Origin of the sequence: Niabella agricola (assembly GCF_021538615.1) — a bacterium.
In the GTDB taxonomy this organism is placed as follows: Bacteria; Bacteroidota; Bacteroidia; order Chitinophagales; family Chitinophagaceae; genus Niabella; species Niabella agricola.
This window is the reverse complement of sequence record NZ_JAJHIZ010000003.1, coordinates 3641873-3662891: the sequence shown is the minus strand read 5'-3', so window position 1 is coordinate 3662891 and position 21019 is coordinate 3641873. Positions and strand designations below refer to the sequence as shown.

Here is a 21019-nt window from a genome sequence, read left to right as displayed (position 1 = left end):
AATGGTATTCAATCATTTATTACTGCCCAGAATTCATTTTCATACATGAAACAGATACTTTTTGCGATTGCTTTTTTATTGCTCTTTTTTGTTACCGGTCTGAAGAGCCAAACCCGCTGGTACAATCCGTTGCTTGCGGAAACCGCTGTAATTCAAAACCAGGGCTGGACTGAAGAAATCGGTCATTCCTTTACCCGTTTGCCCGAACGCGCCGAGAAGGGAGTGCGCAAGGCCGTTTGGAATCTTTCAAAAAACGCAGCGGGCCTTAGCATTCATTTTTATACGAATGCCCCCGAGATCACGATCCGCTACAGCGTTGCCGGCCCCTTTGCCATGAACCATATGCCCGCTACGGGTGTTTCGGGCGTCGATCTGTATGCCATTGATGAAGAGGGCAACTGGAAACGGGCCTGGGGCTCCTATGAATTTTCCGATACAGTACGTTACCAGTATCAGCACCTTTATCCCAGTCGCTATCATAAAAAGGGATTTGAATACCGGCTATACCTGCCGCTTTACAACAGTATCAAATGGATGGAAATAGGCGTTCCCGAAGATGCCTGGTTTGAATTCATTCCGGTGCTGAAAGAAAAACCGGTGATCATTTATGGCACCTCCATCGCCCAGGGCGGATGTGCATCCCGGCCGGCGATGGGCTGGACAAATATTTTATCGCGCAAGCTCGACTACCCCGTAATCAACCTTGCATTCTCGGGGAATGGCCCCTTTGAAAAAGCAGTGGTAGACCTCATTAACGAGCAGGACGCCGCCGCTTATGTATTTGACTGTCTCCCCAATATGGGCGCACTTTCGCAGGATGAGGTATATAACCGGATCCTTTATGGTGTAACCTCCATCCGTAAACGTCATAAAGCGCCCATCCTGCTTACTGATCATATCGGGTATTTTAATGATCAAACCGATTCCACCCGGGCAGCGATATGGCAACGGCTGAATGCCACGCAATGGAAGGCTTATACCGATCTGAAAAAGCAGGGAATCAAAGACCTGCACTACCTTACGCGGGATTCCATCCGGTTTCCGGTAGACGGCACAGTGGATTATGTACATCCCAACGACCTGGGCATGCAGGCCTATGCAGATGCCTACGAACCGGTGCTGCGCAGCCTGCTGAAAATGCAGGAAGCAACAGCAGGCACCACAAAGCCGGTAAGCCAGCGCAGGGAGGCCGGCGGGTACGAATGGAAAAAAAGACATGCACAGGTGCTTCAGTTAAACCAGGAGCAGCCATCAGCAAACCTCATCATCGGCAACTCCATTACGCATTACTGGGCAGGTGAACCTAAAGCGCATATTGCGAGAGGCGAAAAGAGCTGGAATCAATACCTGAACAATTTCCGGAACCTGGGCTTTGGCTGGGACCGTATTGAAAATGTATTGTGGCGGGTATATCATGGGGAGCTGGACGGTTTTACTGCAAAAAATATTGTGTTGATGATTGGCACTAATAATATTGGCAGAAGTACGGATGCGGATATTGTGACCGGTCTGGAGTTTTTACTGAAACAGATCCGGCAACGGCAGCCGCAGGCGAACATTAAGCTTGTAGGCATTTTCCCAAGGAGAAATACCGAAACCAGGATTGCATCCCTGAATAAACAATTGCAGGCGATTGCTAAAAAGAGGGGATTTATTTTTGCCGACCCCGGCAAATACCTGCTGCTGCCCTCCGGAAAAATTAATGAAGCCTTATTTACAGATGGTCTGCATCCCAATGAGGAGGGCTATTCCCGGCTAGCAAAAGTGGTCAGCAACTTTTAACCCAGGTAGATCTCCAGCAACCCATCCGGCAATTTTACCGTGATGTTTCTATATTGGTGATCCACTTTTTTCAGGCTTTCTTCATGCAGGGGAATCAGCACTTCTTTTCCGCGAATTGTAAGACGGCAAAGCACCTGGTGTGGCTGCTCAATAATTTCCTGGATGACCCCCAGTACCTGTTTGCCATCTTTTACCGTATAGCCCAAAAGACTGATGGGTGCTTTTTTACTGGCATACCGTTTAAAATCGGCCCCGCTCAACCATACTTCTTTCCGCAGCAACGACTTTGCAGCTTCGGGCGTTTGAACCTCTTCCAGTTTCAGATAGGCTTCTTCATCGCTCTTTTTGCGCACGCCCTCTACAAACCAGGGCAAAAAACTTCCTGTGGCGTCTTTAATAAATAGCTGCTGTAAACCGTCAAAAGCCGTATCGCCCAATGCATGCTGAAGGATCACTTCTCCTTTGAGGCCATAAACCCCTGCAATTTTTCCGATGCTGATGTAATCTTCCTGTTTCACTTTTACGTGTGGTTATCGAATAAATAAAAAGCGGCTCAGGGCCGCTTTTTATTTTAAGAATCATTTTTCTACTATTATTCGCCGTTGCCTTCAGCGTTTGCTTCGGGAGCAGCGGTTCTGCGCGGAGCAGCGCTGGCTACTCTGCGTTTAGCTTTTCTTTCCTCAATCGCTTTTGCAGTACGTTTTTTAATTTGCTCGTCATGCTCTGCACTCCAGGCGGTGAATTTCTGCATCGCAGCTGCTTCATCAAACAGTCCCAGCTTTACACCACGTAATAAGTGTTTCAGGTATAACACACCTTTAAAACTTAAAATACGACGCACCGTATCAGTAGGAGTAGCTCCTTTATTCAGCCATTCCAGTGCTTTTTGACGATCCAGTTCAATTGTAGCAGGAATGGTCAGCGGATTGTACGTACCTAATTTTTGGATGAATTTACCGTCACGGGGGCTTCTAGCGTCCGCTACTACGATAAAGTAGAAGGGTCTTTTCTTTGACCCATGTCTTTGCAATCTAATCTTAGCTGCCATTTTAAATAGAAATTTAAGGCTTTTAAACAATAAAATTTAATTCCCATACACCTTATACGGGGCACCAAAAGTAACTCATTTTTGAATAATAACAGTCATGTTTTGATAAGTTTAAAAAAAATAGCAGATTTTAAGATTTTCTTATCATGAAGGTTCTTGCTTCATTAAAGAATTTAAAAAAGACTGTTTAAAACAGATTCCGAATGCTCCCCTGGCTGCATTTAAACGGAATCGTTTCATGGAGGTCAACTTGCTTAAAATCAATTTCTAAAAGGCCAGCGACTTCAGGTTTTAACAATTTTAAAAAATATACCGAACAACTATGGTTTCTTTAATTTCATCCTTAAAAAGAAAACAGAAATAGAAAGTATCGAACCGGTAACGAAATCCTTTGAAAAGCCTGCCGATACTCTCAAATAATCCGTTACTTTTGCAAACTTTATTTATGACGAAGCGGTTTTTAACATTTATTGGAACGATCGGGTTTTTGCTCCTGACCATCAATACTGTTACGGCGCAATCAAAGGCAGCATTTTATACTGCGCTGGCCGGCAGTTCGGTAAAGACCATTGATGCACAGATCAGCCAGGTAGCCGGTTATACCACGGCTGCGGAAGCCCCGGCTTTTATTGGTGCCCTTGAAATGCGGAAAGCAGGGCTGGTGACTGTGCCTGCCAAAAAACTTTCCATTTTTAAGCAGGGGCATAAAAAACTGGAATCGGTTATTAAAGCCAACCCTAAAGAGGCGGAATACCGTTTCCTCCGTTTAATGATCCAGGAAAACGCCCCCAAATCGTTGGGATATTCCAAAAACATTACGGAAGACAGCAAAATGATCCGGGATCAGTTTGCGTTACTACCCGCTGTTACCCAGCAAAGCGTAAAAAGTTACAGCAAGAAATCAAAATCACTGTCGGGCCTTTTATAAATCAAGGTATGAGCAAGCATGTATTAGCGGTTTATTTTACACAATCCGGGCAAACCAAGGAGATCCTGGATTCCTTTTTGCAACCGCTTCTTGCAGAGGGTGTTCAGGTAGATTTTTTGGAGGTTAAAACCCGCCACCAGTTCTCGTTTCCCTGGAGCATTCCTGTTTTTTTTGATACGGTACCGGAGTCGGTGGACGTAATTCCTACAGCCCTGGAACCCTGGTCGGTACCCCGGCAGCAATACGACCTGGTGATCCTGGCCTGGCAACCCTGGAACCTGTCGCCCAGCATACCCATTAATTCCATTTTACAGGATGAGGCGTTTAAAGCATTGATAAAAGGCACCCCGCTGGTAACCATTTGCGGTTGCCGCAACATGTGGATCAATGCCCAGGAAAAGAATAAAAAATTGCTTCAGGAAGCTGGTGCCCAACTGGTAGGCAATATTGCTTTGTTTGACCGGCACCCGAACCATCTTAGTTATTTTACCATTTTTCACTGGCTGGGTACGGGCAGAAAAGACCGTAAATGGGGCATTTTCCCCAAGCCCGGTGTGGCACAGGACGATATTGCCCATGCGGCTGTTTTTGGAGCTACTGTAAACCGGTTCCTGCAAGCCGGCAACTGGCAGGGGCTGCAGCCGGAGCTGGTTGGCCAAAAAGCGGTAGTGGTCAAATATTCCCTGATGTATATTGAGCGCAAAGCCGGGAAAATATTCAAAAAATGGGTCGCCATCATTAATAAACACCCCCAAAACAGAAAAAAAATACTTGTAGCCTATAAATATTATCTTGCGGTAGCATTGCTGATTGCATCTCCTATTATTTTATTAGTAGATTTGATCCTGGTGCGCCCGTTCAGCCAACGGAAGATCCGGCGGCAAATGGACTATTACGCAAGTGTGGAATGGAGGGAAAAGATTTAATCGCTCATTGATCAATAACAGCACTATAGTTGAAGGGTGCGACGCAAGGAAGCTGAAAGGTGTTTCTGCAGCCGGGCCCATAAAAAATAAATGATTAAAAAACATTATGAATTTGAACGACGTTTATATTAACCGTACTGCTCATTATTTCCCCAACAACCCGGTATCTAACGACGAAATGGAGGAATACCTGGGCTATATTAATGGAAAACCATCCAAATCCAGACGAATTGTTTTGAGAAACAACGCCATTACCAACCGCTATTATGCATTGGAAAAAGGCGGAAAGATTACCCATACCAATGCCCAGTTAACGGCAGAGGCCATTAAGGAATTGTTTAAGCAGGACCGGGAAGGCATTAAACAGGTGGATGTGCTTTCCTGCGGCACTTCGTCGCCGGACCAGATGATGCCTTCACATGCCGTGATGGTGCATGGCTGGCTGCCGGAGCTGGGTTCCATTGAAGTGGTATCCCCTGCAGGGGTATGCTGTGCGGGTATGCACGCATTGAAATATGCGTATATGTCGGTAAAGACCGGTGATGCGGCCACCGCCGTTGCTACCGGCTCTGAGCGGTTCTCAGCTTCATTGGTGGCCAACCAGTTTGAAGATGAAGTGCATAAACTGGAAGCCCTGGAGGAAAACCCTTACATCAGCTTTGATAAGGAATTCTTACGCTGGATGCTGTCGGACGGAGCTTCTGCATTCTTGATTTCCAATAAAAAGAATGAAGAAGGCCTGAGCCTGAAGATCGAGTGGATGGAAGGTATTTCCTATGCGGACCATATGGAACCCTGTATGTATATGGGTGCCGAGAAACAGGACGACGGTCATTTGAAAAGCTTCCTGGAATTTAACCATGAAGAGCTGAATGAAAAATCCATCCTGAGCATTAAACAGGATGTAAAATTGCTGAGCCCGAATATTGTGCCGTTGGGCGGAAAGATCCTGCCGGAGCTGTTTGAGCGCCGCGGGCTGAACCCGGATGATATTACCTGGTACCTGCCGCATATGAGCAGCAACTTCTTTAAAGATAAAATATACGACGAGCATATTAAGCTGGGGCATCATATTCCTTACGAAAAATGGTTTGTGAATCTGAGCCGTGTGGGAAATGTAGGGGCCGCTTCTGTATACTTTATGGTGGATGAGCTGTTTAACAGCGGGCAACTGAAAAAAGGCGATAAAGTGTTCCTGCTGGTGCCCGAAAGCTCAAGGTTCAGCTATATGTATGCCTTGCTGACGGCGGTGTAAAAGTGAATCGTCAATGGCCATTCAATGCCGTTTCCTTAAGCGGTTTTTATGATTGCAGCCAATTTCGCTGATTGCACCTGTGGCATGATATTTTTGAAACTATTAAAGCCGGAGCTAAATCTGCGAATCTGCGGCTTTAAGGAAACGATATTGAATGGCAAATAGTCAAAAGTGAAAAGACCTGTCGTTTTTTCACTTTTTTATTTTCAAAATACAAAAACCGCCGAATTTTGCGAGCATCCAGCGATTTTTATCCCCCGATTTAGCGAATATTATATCGCCAATTTTTATTAGCTTGCCTCGTTTAAAAATTTTTTCATCATATGAAAAAAGAAGAAATTCCGCAGGATAATGGTGCGCTTGGTAAAATAGCCAAGGAGGTTACGTATGTAGTAGACGAAAACGGCAATTATTCCACCGCCCAAAGCAGCGGTTGGGATGTAAAAACCGAAGCGCTGAATGTAGCCTGGCACGATGTGGAGGCAAAGATCGAAGCGGCCAAACAAAAAGTGCTGAATAACGAGGCTAGTCCGATCCTGTACTTTATGGAGAAAAAGATCATGGACCTGAACATCCTTGCCTCTTATACCGGCTACTGGAAATGGAGCATCAAAAAACACCTGAAGCCCTCCGGCTTTCAGAAACTATCGGACAATAAATTTAAAAAGTATGCAGCGCTTTTTGAAATAAGCGTGGAAGAATTAAAAGACCCTTTTAACGGGGGTAGCAAGTAGCAAGCGGGCAGTTTTCCCTATTCACTATTTTCTACTCACCATTCACTTCTCACTATTCACTACTAATAAAAAAAACTTGGAACTTCAACATACAAATTTTAAACATCTCCAGGCCGCGCATTGCGAGAACGGCGTTACCACTGCATTACTGCGTCATTACGGTATTACGAAAATTACCGAACCGCTGGCTTTTGGTATGGGCTCCGGACTGTTTTATATACAACTGCCGTTTATGAAGGTGAATGGGGGGCCGGCCATTTCTTTCCGGACCATGCCCGGCCTGATCTTTAAACGTACCTGTACCGCATTGGGTGTTCCGGTTACCCGCAAAAAATTCCGGTCGCATGAAAAAGCCATGCAGGAGCTGGACGAACGCATACTGGCCGGCAAACCTACCGCCTGCCAGGTAGGTGTTTTTTACCTGACCTATTTTCCCAAGGAATACCGGTTTCATTTCAATGCGCATAACCTGATCGTGGTAGATAAAAAAGGAGATGACTATTATATCAGCGACCCTATTATGGAAGGACTCGTTACCATGAATAGTTACGAGCTGGAGCGGGTGCGCTTTGCCAAAGGGGCTTTTGCTCCGCGTGGACAAATGTATTATCCGGGCGATCAGTTGCAGGAGCCCACAGACGAACAAATGAAACAAGGCATTATCAAGGGTATCAAACGCAATTGCAGGGATATGCTGCATATTCCGGGTTCCTTTGGCGGCGTCAGTGGTATTGCCTATACCGGCCGGCAGATTAAAAAATGGAAAACCAAACTGGGCGATGAAAAAGCCCGCAGTTACCTGGCTCAACTGGTGCGGATGCAGGAAGAGATCGGTACCGGCGGCGGCGGTTTCCGGTTTATTTATGGTGCGTTCTTACAACAGGCCCACCCCTACTTAAAGGCCGATGAGCTGTTTGACCTTTCCAAGCAATTTACCGCTACCGGCGACAAATGGCGGGATGCTGCCATCCAGGCTTCCGGCATCTACAAAGGCCGGTTGAACACCCAGGCCGATTACGATAATATGGGTGACCGGCTGATTGAAATATCGGCACTGGAGAAACAGGCGTTTCAACAGCTGAAAGCGCTGATCGGGAAAGTGAAGTAGCCATTTATGAAAGCCGCAACCATTTCCGGACGGCAATGTTATTCCTAAAACAGATTCAGTGGCGCTATCAGGAAGGAAAATAGGATCGAATGGGCTTACAGCCGTTCTGCTGGTTGCAGCCCTGTCTCTTTTTATATTCCCGGAATTCAAAGCGGTGGTGATCCGCGGGCTGATGAGGGTAGGATTTTTTCAACCCCGGGTAGCGGCCATACCTGCTCGGCCGCCTGAAGCTACTACGGGATCCATGCAGTTTATTACGGCAACCGGGGAAACGCATACCCCGGAATCCTTAAAAGGAAAAGTTGTGTTCATCAATTTCTGGGCCACCTGGTGCCCTCCCTGTATTGCGGAAATGCCGGCCATCGATGAACTATATACTACTTTTAAAAACAATCCCAATATGGTATTCCTGTTAGTGGATGCCGACCAGGACCTGCCCAAAGCAGCGGATTTTATAAAGAAAAAGCAATTCAATCTTCCCGTGGCGAGCTTCCGGGGAACGGTACCCACCTCCTGGTATAGCGGTACGCTACCCACTACCGTGGTACTTGATAAAATGGGCAATATAGTGTATCACCACGAAGGAGCGGCCGATTTCAGCAATAAAAAATTCCGGGCGTTTTTGGAAACACTTCTGTAATAGCGCCGAAAAAACCGCAACGTACGCAAAGGACACGCAGGGGCCGCAACGATACACAATACATTTTCTGCATACCACCCCCCAAGAAAATATCAGGCGCAGTTTTTTCTTTCGCCTTTGCACCATTGCCTTTTTCCGATTCAGCAGGTCTCCATGAAGCCTATAGGTCACTCCACTAAATCTTCGCGCGCCTTGCGAAAACCCTTGCGAACATTGCGTTTTAAACTGAACCATGATATGCGCAATAATCTGCAAGCAACACTGCTACAAATCAAACGCGCCTGCCATTCAAAAGAAGGCGAATTCGCCGCATTTGGCTAAATTTGTTCCCATGTCGCATACAGCATCTCAATTTCAAAAGAAAAGCAAGGAAAAGGCTTACGACCGCGAGCACCGGAAGGTAATCAATTTCAATATTTCCCGGTACAATGTAGCCGTACCCGGCGGACAAGCGCAGTTTGCCGACCTGAACCTGGCGCGGGAGCGGGCTAAGAATTTAAAATGGAAAGCGATTGAGGTGCTGGACCAGACCCTTGAAAATTTTGAAGCCAATATTACAAAGCGCGGCACCAAAGTGATCTGGTGCGAGGATGCCAAACATGCCAATGAAGTGATCCTGGAGATCTGCCAGCAAAAAAACTGCAAAACGCTGGTGAAAAGCAAGAGCATGGTAACAGAGGAATTGCACCTCAATGATCAACTGTCTAAGCATGGTATTGAGAGCGTGGAAACAGACCTGGGTGAATACATCCAGCAGCTGGCGGGAGAACCGCCCTACCATATTGTAACCCCTGCGATGCATAAAAGCCGGGAGCAAATTGCAGCACTGTTTGCAGAAAAACTGGGAACCGATCCCAATGACAGCGCAGAAAAGCTTACCCTTACTGCCCGTGAAAAGCTACGTCAAAAATATGCAGAGGCGGAAGTAGGTGTTACCGGCGCTAATTTTATCATTGCAGATATCGGAGGCATCGCCATTACGGAAAACGAAGGCAACGCTAGACTGAGCTGTTCGATGCCCAAAACACATATTGTGGTAGCAGGCATCGAAAAAGTAATTCCTTCCATGACGGATCTTGCGCTCTTCTGGCCCTTGCTCAGCAGCTTTGGCACCGGCCAGCGCATTACCTCGTATAGTACGATTGTAACCGGCCCCCGCCAGGAAAATGAAGTGGATGGTCCGGAAGAAATGTATGTGATCCTGCTGGATAACGGCCGCAGCAAAATGCTGGCCAACGAAAAAGCCCGTGAGGCCTTGTATTGCATCCGCTGCGGCGCCTGCCTGAATGCCTGCCCCGTTTACAAAAACATCGGCGGCCATACCTATAACACCACCTATAGTGGACCGATTGGTTCTGTGATTACCCCACAGCTAAAAGACATGAAAGAGTGGAAGCACCTCAGTAACGCCTCCTCGCTCTGTGGCAATTGTACCGAGGTATGCGCGGTAAAGATCAACCTGCATGAGCTGCTGCTGGAAAACCGGTATGAGGCCGTGGAGGAAGGCTATGCGCCCCTGGCTGAAAAATTTTCCTGGAAGATGTGGAAAACCGCCATGCTCAAACGCAGCATGGTCAATATGGTAAACGGTAGCTTCAAAAGTACATTTATCAATATGGTGGCCGGTGCCTGGACCAAGAATCACAGCAAGCTCAAATTCCCCAAAAAATCATTTAATGAACAGTGGGAAGAGCGGAAGAAACAGGGAAAGGCCTGATATAACTTATGCGAACGGATTCCCGGCAGGTTAACGATCTTATTATTTTTATCCTAACTGCAGTACAGGTGGCAGCTTCGTTGCGTCGCACACTTGTGCTGCAGTGCATCGTTCCTCACTTGCGCAGGCCTCCCGGCCTGTGTATACCGTCACTCATTCCGGCAAATAAGTAACGGCAAGGCACTGGTCACAGACCAGCGCAAGATTAGTCGCTCAAAAAGTCCAGATCAAAATAATAGGTACTCCTCTTTGTTTTATCTACATAGAGATCCGTCTGCTGTTGATTGTCTAAATAGAACGAAAGCGTGATTTTATCTTTTGGAATAACCCGGCTTATAAATTTTTCGATTGTTCCCGTTTGCTGGTTATGATAATTAAAAATAATTACCGCCTGCTTCACCTCTACCTTTTCTACATTTCGTATGGAACCCCCTCCCATGGCATTCCAACTTTGTATCTGCCGTTCAAACGGCAATACCAATAATTCATTGGAGTGTCCGTATTTCTCCTGTTCTTCTGTATAGTGGTGCTCTTTTATATCGCATTGGGTAAGATCTACCGAAATTTTGTCTCCATTGGCTTTAAGATCAGCAATGGCTGTCATAAATTGTTTTTGGACATTTGCCTCCTTTGTTGTTGGCGTATACCGCAAGAATAAAAGGCCGCCCAAAAACAGGACCAGTCCCAATAAATAAAAAAAAGAAGGATGGGGTATCATTTCCCCCGTGTATTTCCTGAAGAAGGTTATGGTTAAAAACCCCAGCCCAAATAAAAGGTACGCCAGTATCCGTCTCATAAGTTGTAAGTTTTTTGTTTCCCAAAAATCAAAAGCACTTCTAAATTATCGTCTCGGGAAGCAGGAATATCATTTATTGGGTAACGTTTTTCTTGCGGCCATTATTTGTTTCGCCTTTTTATTTACTCCAATTATCTTACCGAGGGGTTCCCGCTAAAAATACTCTTTTTTTAGCAAAGGATAAAAATCCAACAAAACCAGGCCTTAAGGCTTAATCCTCTTTCTTTTTTGCGTGAACCCTTTTAGTGTAAAGAAAAAACCTGCAATATTCATCTTATTTTTGAATAACCATGTTGGTTTACAGTGCGTATATCACCCCAAGGTTGCAGTATATTACCCGGTTCTTTTCAAAAGAGCTGGGCACACCGGAGTGGCAGCTTACAACTGACGCCCAGGCGTTCCTTACGGAGCAGGGTGCGCGGATTAATTATTCCACGGAGATCCTGGATACACAATGCCTGCATATTATACCGCAGGGCCTGTTATCCCAAACAGGTATTCAGCAGCAGCCCCTAAACGTTACCCGGTTAAACGGATTGCCGGTATTTTTCCAAACGGGCGGGGCATTGGGTTTCGATATGTTTGCAGCCGCTTTTTATTTGCTGAGCCGTTATGAGGAATACCTGCCTTTTGAAAAAGACCAGTATGGAAGATTTCCGGCTACGGCATCCCTGGCGCATAAAAACGGCTTTTTGAAAACGCCGCTGATCAATTACTGGGCCCGGTCATTAAAAGAACAACTCACCTTAGTGTTCCCAGGTGCATCGTTCCGGGAAACAACCTTCCTGTTTGTTCCCACCTATGATATTGATATGGCCTGGAGCTACCAGTATAAGGGCTTTTGGAGGAATGGGCTTAATTTTATAAAAGAAGCGGTTGGTTTTCAGTTTTCTGCTTTCAGCAAACGCTTTAAGGTATTAACCGGCAAAGAAAAAGACCCCTTTGATCAGTTTGGCTGGCTCAACCGGCTGCATGAACAATACCAGCTGAAGCCTTATTATTTTTTCTTGGTTGCCGAACAAACTAACCGTTACGATAAAAACATTTCGCCGCATAACAAAGCGATGAAGGCACTCGTTACAGATCATGCGATCCGTTATCCCGTTGGCCTGCATCCCTCCTGGCGGAGCAATATTGCATTTGGCGTTCTTAAAAAAGAAAAGGAGCTTTTGTCGGCCATTACCGGCACCGTTATCAATGCTTCCAGGCAGCACTTTTTGAAACTTGCTTTCCCTCAAACCTATCGACACTTGTTAAAGGCCGGTATCCTCTTTGATTTTTCGATGGGCTATGCCGATGATAACGGGTTCCGCGCTTCCGTGGCATCGCCTTTTTGCTGGTATGATCTGGATGCAGAAACCGCTACCGATCTATTGATCTTCCCGTTCTGCTTTATGGAAGGCACGTCTGTCTTTTATAAAAAGGAGGGCCCGGATGCCGGACTGGCGGAGCTGCAAAAACTCTATAACGAAGTAAAAAATGTCAAGGGCTTTTTCAGCATAATCTGGCACAATTCCTCCTTTACAGATGAAGGCGTATTTAAAGGATGGAAACAGGTTTATGAAACCTTTGTAGCCCAACAGCCAGTATAGCCGGGCCTATTTATCTTCCACAACTACTTCGTTTTTGCCGGAAATTTTTTCGATATGGCAGCCGTTGTTTTTAAAAACATAGGGTTCGTTTACAAGGGCCTTTTCGTTCTTAATACCAATGAAACGCAGTTCCGTATTTTTACCTTCTTTTAAAAGCAGCAGCTGATCATCGCTGATGACTCCATATCGGCCGGCATCAGTACCCAGCATCGGACTGCTGGCATGGAAACTTGTATTCGTGGCTACGATGCGCGTGTAAAAAGTATCCAGGGTTACGGCTTCGCCGGAAGCGGTAAGCAATTTGACGTTGAAAAACCGGTACTCCGCAGTACAGATCCGGTCTCCAATCCCCGGTCCTCTTTGACAGGCTGCCAGCAGCAGGGCCCCGAGAAGAAACACCACTATTGTTTTCATAATTGAAGCTATTTTCCTGTAAAACGGCATATACCGGCAAAACGCAACGGGGTGATGCAGGTTTTTAAAAAAGGGAGTAACAAGAATGAAACTCCCTCTTAAACCTTACTTAAACCCTATTAAACCGCTAAAATTCAAATTCAGCTATCAGGGTCTGACCGTCGCTGCGATTGGCATTGCTTCCTTTTGCATCCTGGAATACAATGATCTTGCGCTCTTCATTTCCCGAAGCATACCGCAGGAATACTTCCGCCATCAATGTGGGCGGACCAGCCACCGTAACCTGGCGTTCTCCAAAAAAATTCGTTTTGATCTGATATTTTCCTTTGACGGCTTTCTTTAACAGGAATTGTTCCGGACCAAAACCATCCGTAAAATCATTGCTGATGCGCCCGCCCAGGGAGGTCTCCCGGCTTCCGTAATAACATTCCTCATTCTTAGGATCTGTTACATGCAGGTCAATGTCCGTATGATCCATGTTCCAGTTCAGCACCACCCGGATATCCACCGGCAGCCGGTATAACAGTGCTTTGTCTATTTTTGATGTGTTTACCCTTGCATTGTAGCGGCTGACAATATTATTGAGCTCCATCAGCAATACCTCCTCAATACCCTCATCCCGCGTTCTTGTTTCTTCCGTATAGCTTTGTGTAAGCGCCGTATACAGTGTATCCAGGGCCTGCTGGTATTTCCCGTTGTCTTCCAGTGCCAATGCATAATCGCGATAACTCTGCGGATCCATGGGGCGCCAGTCCAGCACTTTTTTGGTAATGACCAGCTCCTTCCCATAAGCTTCATATTTTTTTAGGATATAGGCTACTGTTTTATACAATACTGCATCCTCCAGCTCCAGTTCTACCAGGTTGCTTACAATGCTTATCGCCCGTTCTGTTTCCTTTTTACGGTAAAACCAGTTCGCCATATCAAAATAAAAGGAGGGAGTTGTCTGGTAATTTTCCCGCAGCCTCAGATAGGTTTTGTACGCCGCATCTGTGTTTGAGGAGCCTTCCATCGGCTTCATGTATGCTGCATCACTTTTTACATCAATGGCGGTCACTTTCCCTCTGGATATGGCCCCATAACCCACCACAACCGTCTCCTCCATTTTTGAAGCGGCCGCATTTAATCCTGCCACTTTTCGCTGAACAAATCCGGCGACATCTGCAGTAGACGTATTCCTTGAAGCTGTTCCTGAAATGGCTTGATCATTAAGCTTACCCGCTTCCTGTACGGGAGCTGCTTCATACATTACGTTCCGGTCATTGACCGGCCGGGGTACGGTAAACTTTTTTGTGGATTGTTTTAGAGGATAGCTTGTATGCCACCATTCTTTCAATTCCTTCATCCGTTCGCGGGCGGCAGCCAGGTAATCGCCCCAGGCTTCTTCCTGTTGCTGCTTTCTTCTTTTTACAAGAGTCTTATACTCCTGCAACAATTCATCCGGCGGCGTGATCTTATACTTTACATAATCCGCTACGTTTTCCAAAACGATCAGGCTTGTGTTGGGCGTTACAATACCAAACTCCTTTCCCAACCGGGAAATGGCCTCCTTGTTCTGATCATAAAAAGGTTCCAGCGCGGCCAGCTGCTGTTGCGCCCAAAAGGTTTCAATCGCCCAGTCACTGGCCGTTTGCTGTGCATCCAGTGTAACAGGGATCTCCTGCTCTACCGTAGTTGCATGTCCGAATTGCAGGGTAAGGGTTACCGGCAGTTTACGGGTAATGCCTGTTATCATCAGGTTTTCTTCCGAAACCACTGTTGTGGCAGGATTAACGCTATTAACATCGTATAAATATTTAATCCCTAAAAAGCGATACGGCTTGCGAAGCAACTTTGCCGCAGCATCTGTTATCTCCATTTCATTGAGGTTAATCAGTTGCCCACCGGTGCTGCTGCTGAAGTAATGCAGCTTGCTGTAATTAGCCACCGGTGTAGCTACCACCGGATAAACGGGTCTGGAGGGCAATTTGCTCCACTCTCCGAAATTGGAAAGACCATCGGTAAAAAAAAGCACGTCGCCACCTCCGGCCAGAAGTTCAGGTATGGTGCTGTAATCCGTGGCGCCATCGTAAGTCATTCCATCCACAGCTTTCATTAATGCTTCGATGGCGCCATTGGATATGGTGTAATCACCCACTTTTTTAGTGGAGGTAGCAACGGCGTAAAGTGTAACCTGTATATTGCTTTTGGTTGCAAACAATTTTTCCAAGAAGGCCCGCTCCTTTTTATGATCCCGTTTCCGGCCGCTTAAGGATTGATCCCATAAAATGGTAAGCTGTTGCAGCGGTTTTACTTCAGGTGCAGGAGGTGTAATTTGTACATTGGTTAAAAAATACCAGGAATCCGCATCCTTTCTTTTGACAAGGCTTTTGGGAGCATTCACCCGTTGGGGAACTGCAATTTTCAACGACTGCTCCGGTGTAAAATCCGATTTGCTGACAGAGGCTTTCCATGCATTTTCCTTTTTCTCAAAAACAAAACTGCCGTCCGGTTTTTCAATAAGCTGTGGCACTTCAACCGTTTCGTATACACAGACCGACAGGGAAAAGGAAGTAATTTTCTTATTAGCCAGCGGCAGATAGTACACCAACTGGCCATTGCTGTTTCGCAGCTCCTGGTTATAGGTAATTTCAATAGTGCGGGCGCCATCCGGGTTTAAAGGATACACCCTGGTTCTGAAATTATTGCCTTCTGTTTTTTCCAGGATACCAGGATCCACCTGCCGGCGCTCAATGCTCTCAAAAACCGCCGTGGCCTTCTCTTTCTCCACCGGTACCGCCTTTCGCGGCACACCATTAATGTCCAGCGCGAAGCCGCTTACACTAACTCCTTCAGGCAGGGGAAAGGTCAGACGCCCTTCTTTTAACCGGTTCGAGCGGTTATAAAAGCGCATCTGCATGGTGGTGGTAGCAATATTCCCTATAATCTTAACATCGGCTGAAAGCTGCTGTAGCACTACCGTCTGGTCTGTATGGTATTTGCCATTTTCATTGATCTCCATTACGGGCACCTGCGCCTGTGTAACAATAGCCAGGAATGATGCAAGGGGTGTTAATATAAGCCGGCAGATCCTTTTCATATACATCTCCATTTCGTTCTTTTGGAATAAGATGCAGAAACGGAAAGATTACATAAACACCCTGGAAAAGTTATTTCATTCATCAACGGCAGGTCCGGGTTCCGGAACCTATGGCCGGCAGGGTTGCAGCAGCAGACGGCAGTCCCATACTCTTGCAGCAATATTTTATTAGCCCTGTTGTTGCGTTTATGCGGGATCCGGCGTTATCCCGGTTTGGAGGGCTGGTTGCCCTGAACCAACCGCAATTCAGACTAACGAAGCGAAACTGATATGTAATTAACTATAAAAAAAGCGTATGAAAAAAAAGCTATTGATTGCAACCGCAGCATCTGTATTATTCTCTGGTAGCGTTTTGCTGTATTCATGTACTAAAAGTAACGCAGAGACCAAAGCATATCCCAAAGCACTGGCCAACTACAGTGATTTTAAAAACCTGGTAAACGTAATAGAACAACACAGACAGGAACGGCTCGTGAGCCTCGATGATTTGCTTCAAATGCAGAAAGAAGCCAATACCGTTCTGCTGGATACGCGTTCTGCCAACCGCTATGCAAGCAGGCATCTGAAAGGAGCCATATCCCTGCCTTTCACAGATTTTACACAAGCCAATCTTAACCGGCTGATTCCCGATGCCAATACGCGTATATTGATTTACTGCAATAATAATTTTCTGGGCGACCAGGTAAACTTTACTACCAAAACCGCAGCGCCGTCGGCAGCCAATAATCATACGCCATTAACCCTGGCATTAAATATTCCGACCTATATCAATCTCTTTGGCTATGGCTATAAAAATGTTTATGAACTGGACGAACTGGTAAATATCTCTGATAGCAGAATCCAATTTGAAGGGGCGGCAAAATAACAGCCACCGGGTTTGCAGGATCTCCGCCTCCGGCTGTTTGTTAATCATAAAAGATACAGCACTTCGATGTTGCATATCTGCCAGCGATTATATCGTAGCTTCGGCTGTTACGATTCAGGTGCCTGCAGCACCCATAAATATTCTCCATTTCATCAGGAATGTTCTGGCTGCGCCGGCCGCAGGGATCCTATATCCGGCTTCCAGGCCTCGTCCAGTAATTTGTTTATTCAGCCTTCCCATGTTCTTATACGGCCGGTCGTCCCGCTTGTTCAAAAAAGACCGCGTTAAACAGCAGACGGCTTTCGCTTTTTAAAAACGCGGAGGTATCCCAGCACCAGCAATGGCAATACAAGCACCTGGAAAAGAAAAAGAAAAAGCGACGGCAGCCCTGCGGGCTTCAGGTCCCCGTTCCGGAATAACCATTGCCGGCCCAGCGGCCCGTTTGAAAACACGATGATATTTACCAGGTTCCATCCCAGGTGCAACCCCACCGGCAGGTATAAAGATCCTGTTCTTGAAAAAGCACAAGCATACATCAATCCGGCAAGGCCGGTGATCAGGAAGATGATCACCATTTGGACAGGATTGCCAAAGACGCCGTATGAAAACCAGTGATAGATACCAAAAGCAATGGCAGCCACCCAACAGGCTTTGGACGCTCCTATATATTTTATCAGCAGGTATAGCAGGGCGCCTCTGAACAGGAGTTCTTCAAACAGGACTGATTTTAATACCCACCAAAAGCTACTGACAAAGTCACGAGGGGTAAACGCAACATTCCATTGCCAGGGGTCCTTTACTACGCCGGCCGTGGCAATATGATAAATGGCATTGACGATGCCGGCCACTATCAACCCCAGCAGCAGCGCCCGCATCCGTCGCTTTTTAGGGAAGATACCCAATACTGTCAGGGACTGCTTTTGAAGCAACCAAAGCAATATCCAGGACAAGGCCAGTTCTACAATAATTCCAAGCATATCGTTTTACTTCCGAATATAAATTATATTCAGGACCATATAAAAAAAGATCAGGGGTTTCTCCTGATCTTTTAAGAATGTATCTGTTCAAAATCGCTTGTTTACGATTCGCAACTGCTGCACACCGTTAGTGTATTCACCAGTTCTTTTGAAACACTCTGACTACGCTGGTAGTACAGGGTTTTTACGCCCAGCTTCCAGGCTTCGATCAGCAATTTGTTTACTTCCTTTACGGGCAGTCCCGGAGGAATGTTCAGGTTCAGGCTCTGTCCCTGGTCAACAAATTTCTGACGGATGGAAGCCTGCTGAATGATCTCCAGCTGGCTGATTTCACGGAAAGTTTTGAATACATCTTTTTCATGCTCCGTCAACCCTTCCAGGTGCTGAACACTGCCATGGTTCAGCATGATGCTGCGCCACACGTCTTCTGTGTCCATTCCCTTTTCTTCCAGCAAAGCTTTCAGGTATTTGTTTTTGCGGATAAAGTTTCCTTTTGATAAACCTGCTTTGTAATAGTTGCTAACGAAGGGCTCAATACCCGGTGAAGATTGCCCCAGGATGGCAGACGAGGAAGTAGTCGGCGCAATCGCCATCACCGTGGTATTGCGGCGGCCATATCCTTTCAGCAATTCCGGTTCGCCATAAATGCGGGCCAGTTCCATCGTGGCCTTTTCTGTTTTTTCATGCAGCTCGGCGAAGATGGAATGTGTGAGCTGCTTGGCCTTCATGCTTTCAAATGCAATCATATTGCGCTGTAAGTATGAATGCCATCCCAAAACACCCAGTCCCAATGCCCGGTGCCGTTTTGCAAAGCGGTTGGCATTGGCCAGGTAATGGTTTCCTTCTGTTTTTGCAATGAACTCCTGCAACACGGCATCCAGGAAGAATACGGCCAGCTTAATGGCATCCGTATCTTTCCATTCATCATACAACTCCAGGTTCAGAGAAGATAAACAGCAGATAAACGATTCATCTTCTGTAGAAGGCAGCATGATCTCCGAACAAAGGTTACTTCCGTTAATGGTCAGGTTATGGTCTTTATATACCTGGGGCTTGTTCTTGTTCACATTATCCGTATAAAAAATATACGGCAATCCTTTCTGTTGACGGCTTTCCAGCACCCGTGCCCATATTTCTCTTTTTGCAATATCGCCATCGATCATTTCCTGCATCCAGTAGTCCGGTACGCACACGGCATTGAATAAATTCTGGATGGGGTGCCCGATATCTTTAATATTCAAAAACTCGCCAATATCCGGATGATCAATATCGAGGTAAGCCGCAAAGGCACCCCGGCGTACCCCCCCTTGAGAAATGGTGTCCATCGCTGTATCAAACAGGCGCATAAAGCTTACCGCACCACTGCTCTTCCCGTTATCCGTAACCGCACTGCCCCTTCCGCGCAGGGAGCCAAAATATGCCGAAGTTCCGCCGCCGATCTTGGTTTGCATGATCACTTCACCCAGCTTGTGAGTAATGCCTTCAATATTATCCGGCATATGTACATTAAAACAGGAGATGGGCAATCCTCTTTCGGTACCCATATTGGCCCATATCGGCGAGCTGAAGCTCATCCAGCCATTCTCCACCATTTCTTTAAAGGCTTCTTTCAGTTCCGGTTTGTACAGACGCTGGGCGGCAGCGGTACACACACGGTCGATTGCTTTTTCTACTGTTTCTCCGTTTAACAGGTATCCCCGGTTCAGGATCTGTTCGCTTTCTTCATTTTTCCACCAAAGCCTTTCCATGTAAAAAATTTATTGTTTAAAGTTCAAGGTTTAAGGTTCAAAGTTTAAGGTTCTATTGTCCATCATTATTTTTATACCAGCTGCAGTGCAGGTAGCCTCTTCCTTGCGTCGCACCCTGCATCGTTCCGGCTATATAGCGTCTTACTTTTCCCCCGCTCTTTTTTGGAGTGGGCAGGATCGCGGCTAAAACAGGTCGTTATATGTAATACTCTTATCGTGCTTGGTATATTCCACCGGCCGTTTTGCAAAGAAATCATCCAGGCTGTTAGCAAAAACCTCTTCTTCAAACCATTGCATTGGCCGGTATTCCTCCAGTGAAACATTGAATTGTTTGGAAAAACCCAATTTTTCAAAGCTCTCATCAACCCGGAACTTCATAAAGTTCAGCAGGTTGGTTTTGTTGATCGTGTCGATCTCCCCTTCGGAGAAGATCCAGTCGATGATGCGGCCTTCCACTTCAATCGAATCCCGCACCAGGGCCATAATGCGGTATTCCATGGCTTCGTCGATCAGTTCGGGATACTCGTCACGGATCTTATTGATCAGGTATACACCCGCATTCGCATGGATCTGTTCATCCACCGAAGTCCAGGCAATAATATTACTTACGTTCTTCATCAATCCGCGGAAGCGGGTGAACGAGAGAATGATTGCAAATTGACTGAAAAGGGATACATTTTCAATCAGGATCGCAAAAAGGATCAGTGACAGCGTGTACTCTTTAGGATCTGCAGATTTGGCATCCTTTAACGCTTCTGAAAGATATTTAATACGTTCTGCAATTACCGGTTCTTCGATCAGTTTGGAAAACTCATCATTATAACCCAGCACTTCCAGCAGGCGGGAGTAGGCTTCAGAATGCCGGAATTCGCATTCTGCAAAAGTGCTGCCAAGGCCGTTCAGCTCCGGTTTGGGCATATGATTATATAAATTACCCCAGAACGATTTTACCGCCACCTCGATCTGTGCGATGGCCAGCAGGCTATTCTTAATGGCATTCCGTTGTGCGGTGTTCAGGTGACTGTGAAAATCCTGCACATCTGCTGTAAAATCTACCTCCGAGTGCACCCAAAATGATTTATTAATTGCTTCTGTAAACTTTAAAACCTCCGGGTACTCAAAAGGTTTATAGTTTACGCGTTTATCAAATAAGCCCATATATAAATATTATTCTTGTTCTTTAAAATCGGTTTTTCAAACGCTGAAAGCAGTGGCGACAATGACCCCGTTGGAAATAGTTGTATTTCCTACCAGGATAAAGCCAGCTTTCTGCCCGAAAGCATCCTATGATGACAAAAAGGGAAGGCTTTTAGTGGCTGGATCCGGGATCTTTTACCAAAAAAGCCGACTACAAATTAATCATATAAAGTCGAGACGCGGGAAACTTGTTATACACAGGCTGTGGAAATA

Annotated in this window: 18 protein-coding genes; 10 read left to right on the top strand and 8 right to left on the bottom strand. The window is 46.1% G+C overall.

The features are described from left to right. Window positions 1–45: 45 nt before the first annotated feature. Window positions 46–1782 (top strand): SGNH/GDSL hydrolase family protein, encoded by a 1737-nt coding sequence (locus tag LL912_RS20715; protein ID WP_235555520.1) that lies wholly within the window; start codon window positions 46–48, stop codon window positions 1780–1782. Here the strand turns inward: LL912_RS20715 and LL912_RS20710 are convergent. Both LL912_RS20710 and rpsP read right to left on the bottom strand, forming a co-directional pair. Next, a complete protein-coding gene (locus LL912_RS20710; protein WP_235555519.1) occupies window positions 1779–2300 on the bottom strand; it encodes a ribosome maturation factor RimM in 522 nt (173 codons plus the stop codon). The genes LL912_RS20715 and LL912_RS20710 overlap by 4 nt on opposite strands. 74 nt (window positions 2301–2374) lie before the next feature. Further along, window positions 2375–2830: a 30S ribosomal protein S16 gene (gene rpsP / locus LL912_RS26350; RefSeq protein WP_090389462.1), complete on the bottom strand. Its 456-nt coding sequence runs from the start codon at window positions 2828–2830 to the stop codon at window positions 2375–2377. Between the two features lie 445 nt (window positions 2831–3275). Between rpsP and LL912_RS20700 the strand changes: the two genes are divergently transcribed. The 7 genes from LL912_RS20700 to LL912_RS20670 all read left to right on the top strand — a co-directional run bounded on the left by LL912_RS20700 (window position 3276) and on the right by LL912_RS20670 (window position 10138). After that, the gene (locus LL912_RS20700; protein ID WP_235555518.1) at window positions 3276–3758 is read left to right on the top strand and encodes a hypothetical protein; all 483 of its coding nucleotides are present in this window, start codon (window positions 3276–3278) and stop codon (window positions 3756–3758) included. 8 nt (window positions 3759–3766) lie between these two features. Continuing rightward, on the top strand, window positions 3767–4684 hold the full coding sequence (locus LL912_RS20695) for a hypothetical protein (protein WP_235555517.1): 918 nt from the start codon (window positions 3767–3769) through the stop codon (window positions 4682–4684). A gap of 106 nt (window positions 4685–4790) precedes the next feature. After that, window positions 4791–5939, top strand: coding sequence for a beta-ketoacyl-ACP synthase III (locus tag LL912_RS20690; protein ID WP_235555516.1), 1149 nt, complete (start codon window positions 4791–4793; stop codon window positions 5937–5939). Window positions 5940–6262: 323 nt separating this feature from the next. After that, window positions 6263–6673 carry a hypothetical protein gene (locus LL912_RS20685; protein ID WP_235555515.1) on the top strand — a complete coding sequence of 137 codons (411 nt, stop codon included), beginning with the start codon at window positions 6263–6265 and terminating at the stop codon, window positions 6671–6673. A 76-nt stretch (window positions 6674–6749) separates the two neighbouring features. After that, window positions 6750–7781, top strand: a complete 1032-nt coding sequence (locus tag LL912_RS20680; protein ID WP_235555514.1) for a BtrH N-terminal domain-containing protein — start codon at window positions 6750–6752, stop codon at window positions 7779–7781. 58 nt (window positions 7782–7839) lie between these two features. Then, on the top strand, window positions 7840–8421 hold the full coding sequence (locus tag LL912_RS20675) for a TlpA family protein disulfide reductase (RefSeq protein ID WP_235555513.1): 582 nt from the start codon (window positions 7840–7842) through the stop codon (window positions 8419–8421). Window positions 8422–8752: 331 nt separating this feature from the next. Then, on the top strand, window positions 8753–10138 hold the full coding sequence (locus LL912_RS20670; protein ID WP_235555512.1) for a LutB/LldF family L-lactate oxidation iron-sulfur protein: 1386 nt from the start codon (window positions 8753–8755) through the stop codon (window positions 10136–10138). 205 nt (window positions 10139–10343) lie between these two features. Here LL912_RS20670 and LL912_RS20665 read toward each other — a convergent pair whose 3' ends face one another. Next, a complete protein-coding gene (locus LL912_RS20665) occupies window positions 10344–10934 on the bottom strand; it encodes a hypothetical protein (RefSeq protein WP_235555511.1) in 591 nt (196 codons plus the stop codon). A 290-nt stretch (window positions 10935–11224) separates the two neighbouring features. On the opposite strand from LL912_RS20665, the gene LL912_RS20660 reads away from it, so the two are divergent. Then, window positions 11225–12526, top strand: coding sequence for a polysaccharide deacetylase family protein (locus LL912_RS20660; protein ID WP_235555510.1), 1302 nt, complete (start codon window positions 11225–11227; stop codon window positions 12524–12526). 6 nt (window positions 12527–12532) lie between these two features. Here the strand turns inward: LL912_RS20660 and LL912_RS20655 are convergent, their stop codons facing one another. Further along, window positions 12533–12940, bottom strand: a complete 408-nt coding sequence (locus LL912_RS20655) for a hypothetical protein (RefSeq protein ID WP_235555509.1) — start codon at window positions 12938–12940, stop codon at window positions 12533–12535. Window positions 12941–13067: 127 nt separating this feature from the next. Beyond that, window positions 13068–16019, bottom strand: coding sequence for a VIT domain-containing protein (locus LL912_RS20650; RefSeq protein WP_235555508.1), 2952 nt, complete (start codon window positions 16017–16019; stop codon window positions 13068–13070). A gap of 295 nt (window positions 16020–16314) precedes the next feature. On the opposite strand from LL912_RS20650, the gene LL912_RS20645 reads away from it, so the two are divergent. Next, the gene (locus LL912_RS20645; RefSeq protein ID WP_235555507.1) at window positions 16315–16884 is read left to right on the top strand and encodes a rhodanese-like domain-containing protein; all 570 of its coding nucleotides are present in this window, start codon (window positions 16315–16317) and stop codon (window positions 16882–16884) included. A 284-nt stretch (window positions 16885–17168) separates the two neighbouring features. On the opposite strand, the gene LL912_RS20640 is transcribed toward LL912_RS20645, so the two are convergent. From LL912_RS20640 to LL912_RS20630, 3 genes are all read right to left on the bottom strand, one after another. Beyond that, window positions 17169–17861, bottom strand: a complete 693-nt coding sequence (locus LL912_RS20640; RefSeq protein WP_235555506.1) for a CPBP family intramembrane glutamic endopeptidase — start codon at window positions 17859–17861, stop codon at window positions 17169–17171. Window positions 17862–17962: 101 nt separating this feature from the next. Further along, window positions 17963–19609 carry a ribonucleoside-diphosphate reductase subunit alpha gene (locus tag LL912_RS20635; protein WP_235555505.1) on the bottom strand — a complete coding sequence of 549 codons (1647 nt, stop codon included), beginning with the start codon at window positions 19607–19609 and terminating at the stop codon, window positions 17963–17965. A 183-nt stretch (window positions 19610–19792) separates the two neighbouring features. Continuing rightward, entirely contained in the window at window positions 19793–20767 is a 975-nt protein-coding gene (locus LL912_RS20630) for a ribonucleotide-diphosphate reductase subunit beta (protein WP_235555504.1), read from the bottom strand. Window positions 20768–21019 lie beyond the last annotated feature (252 nt).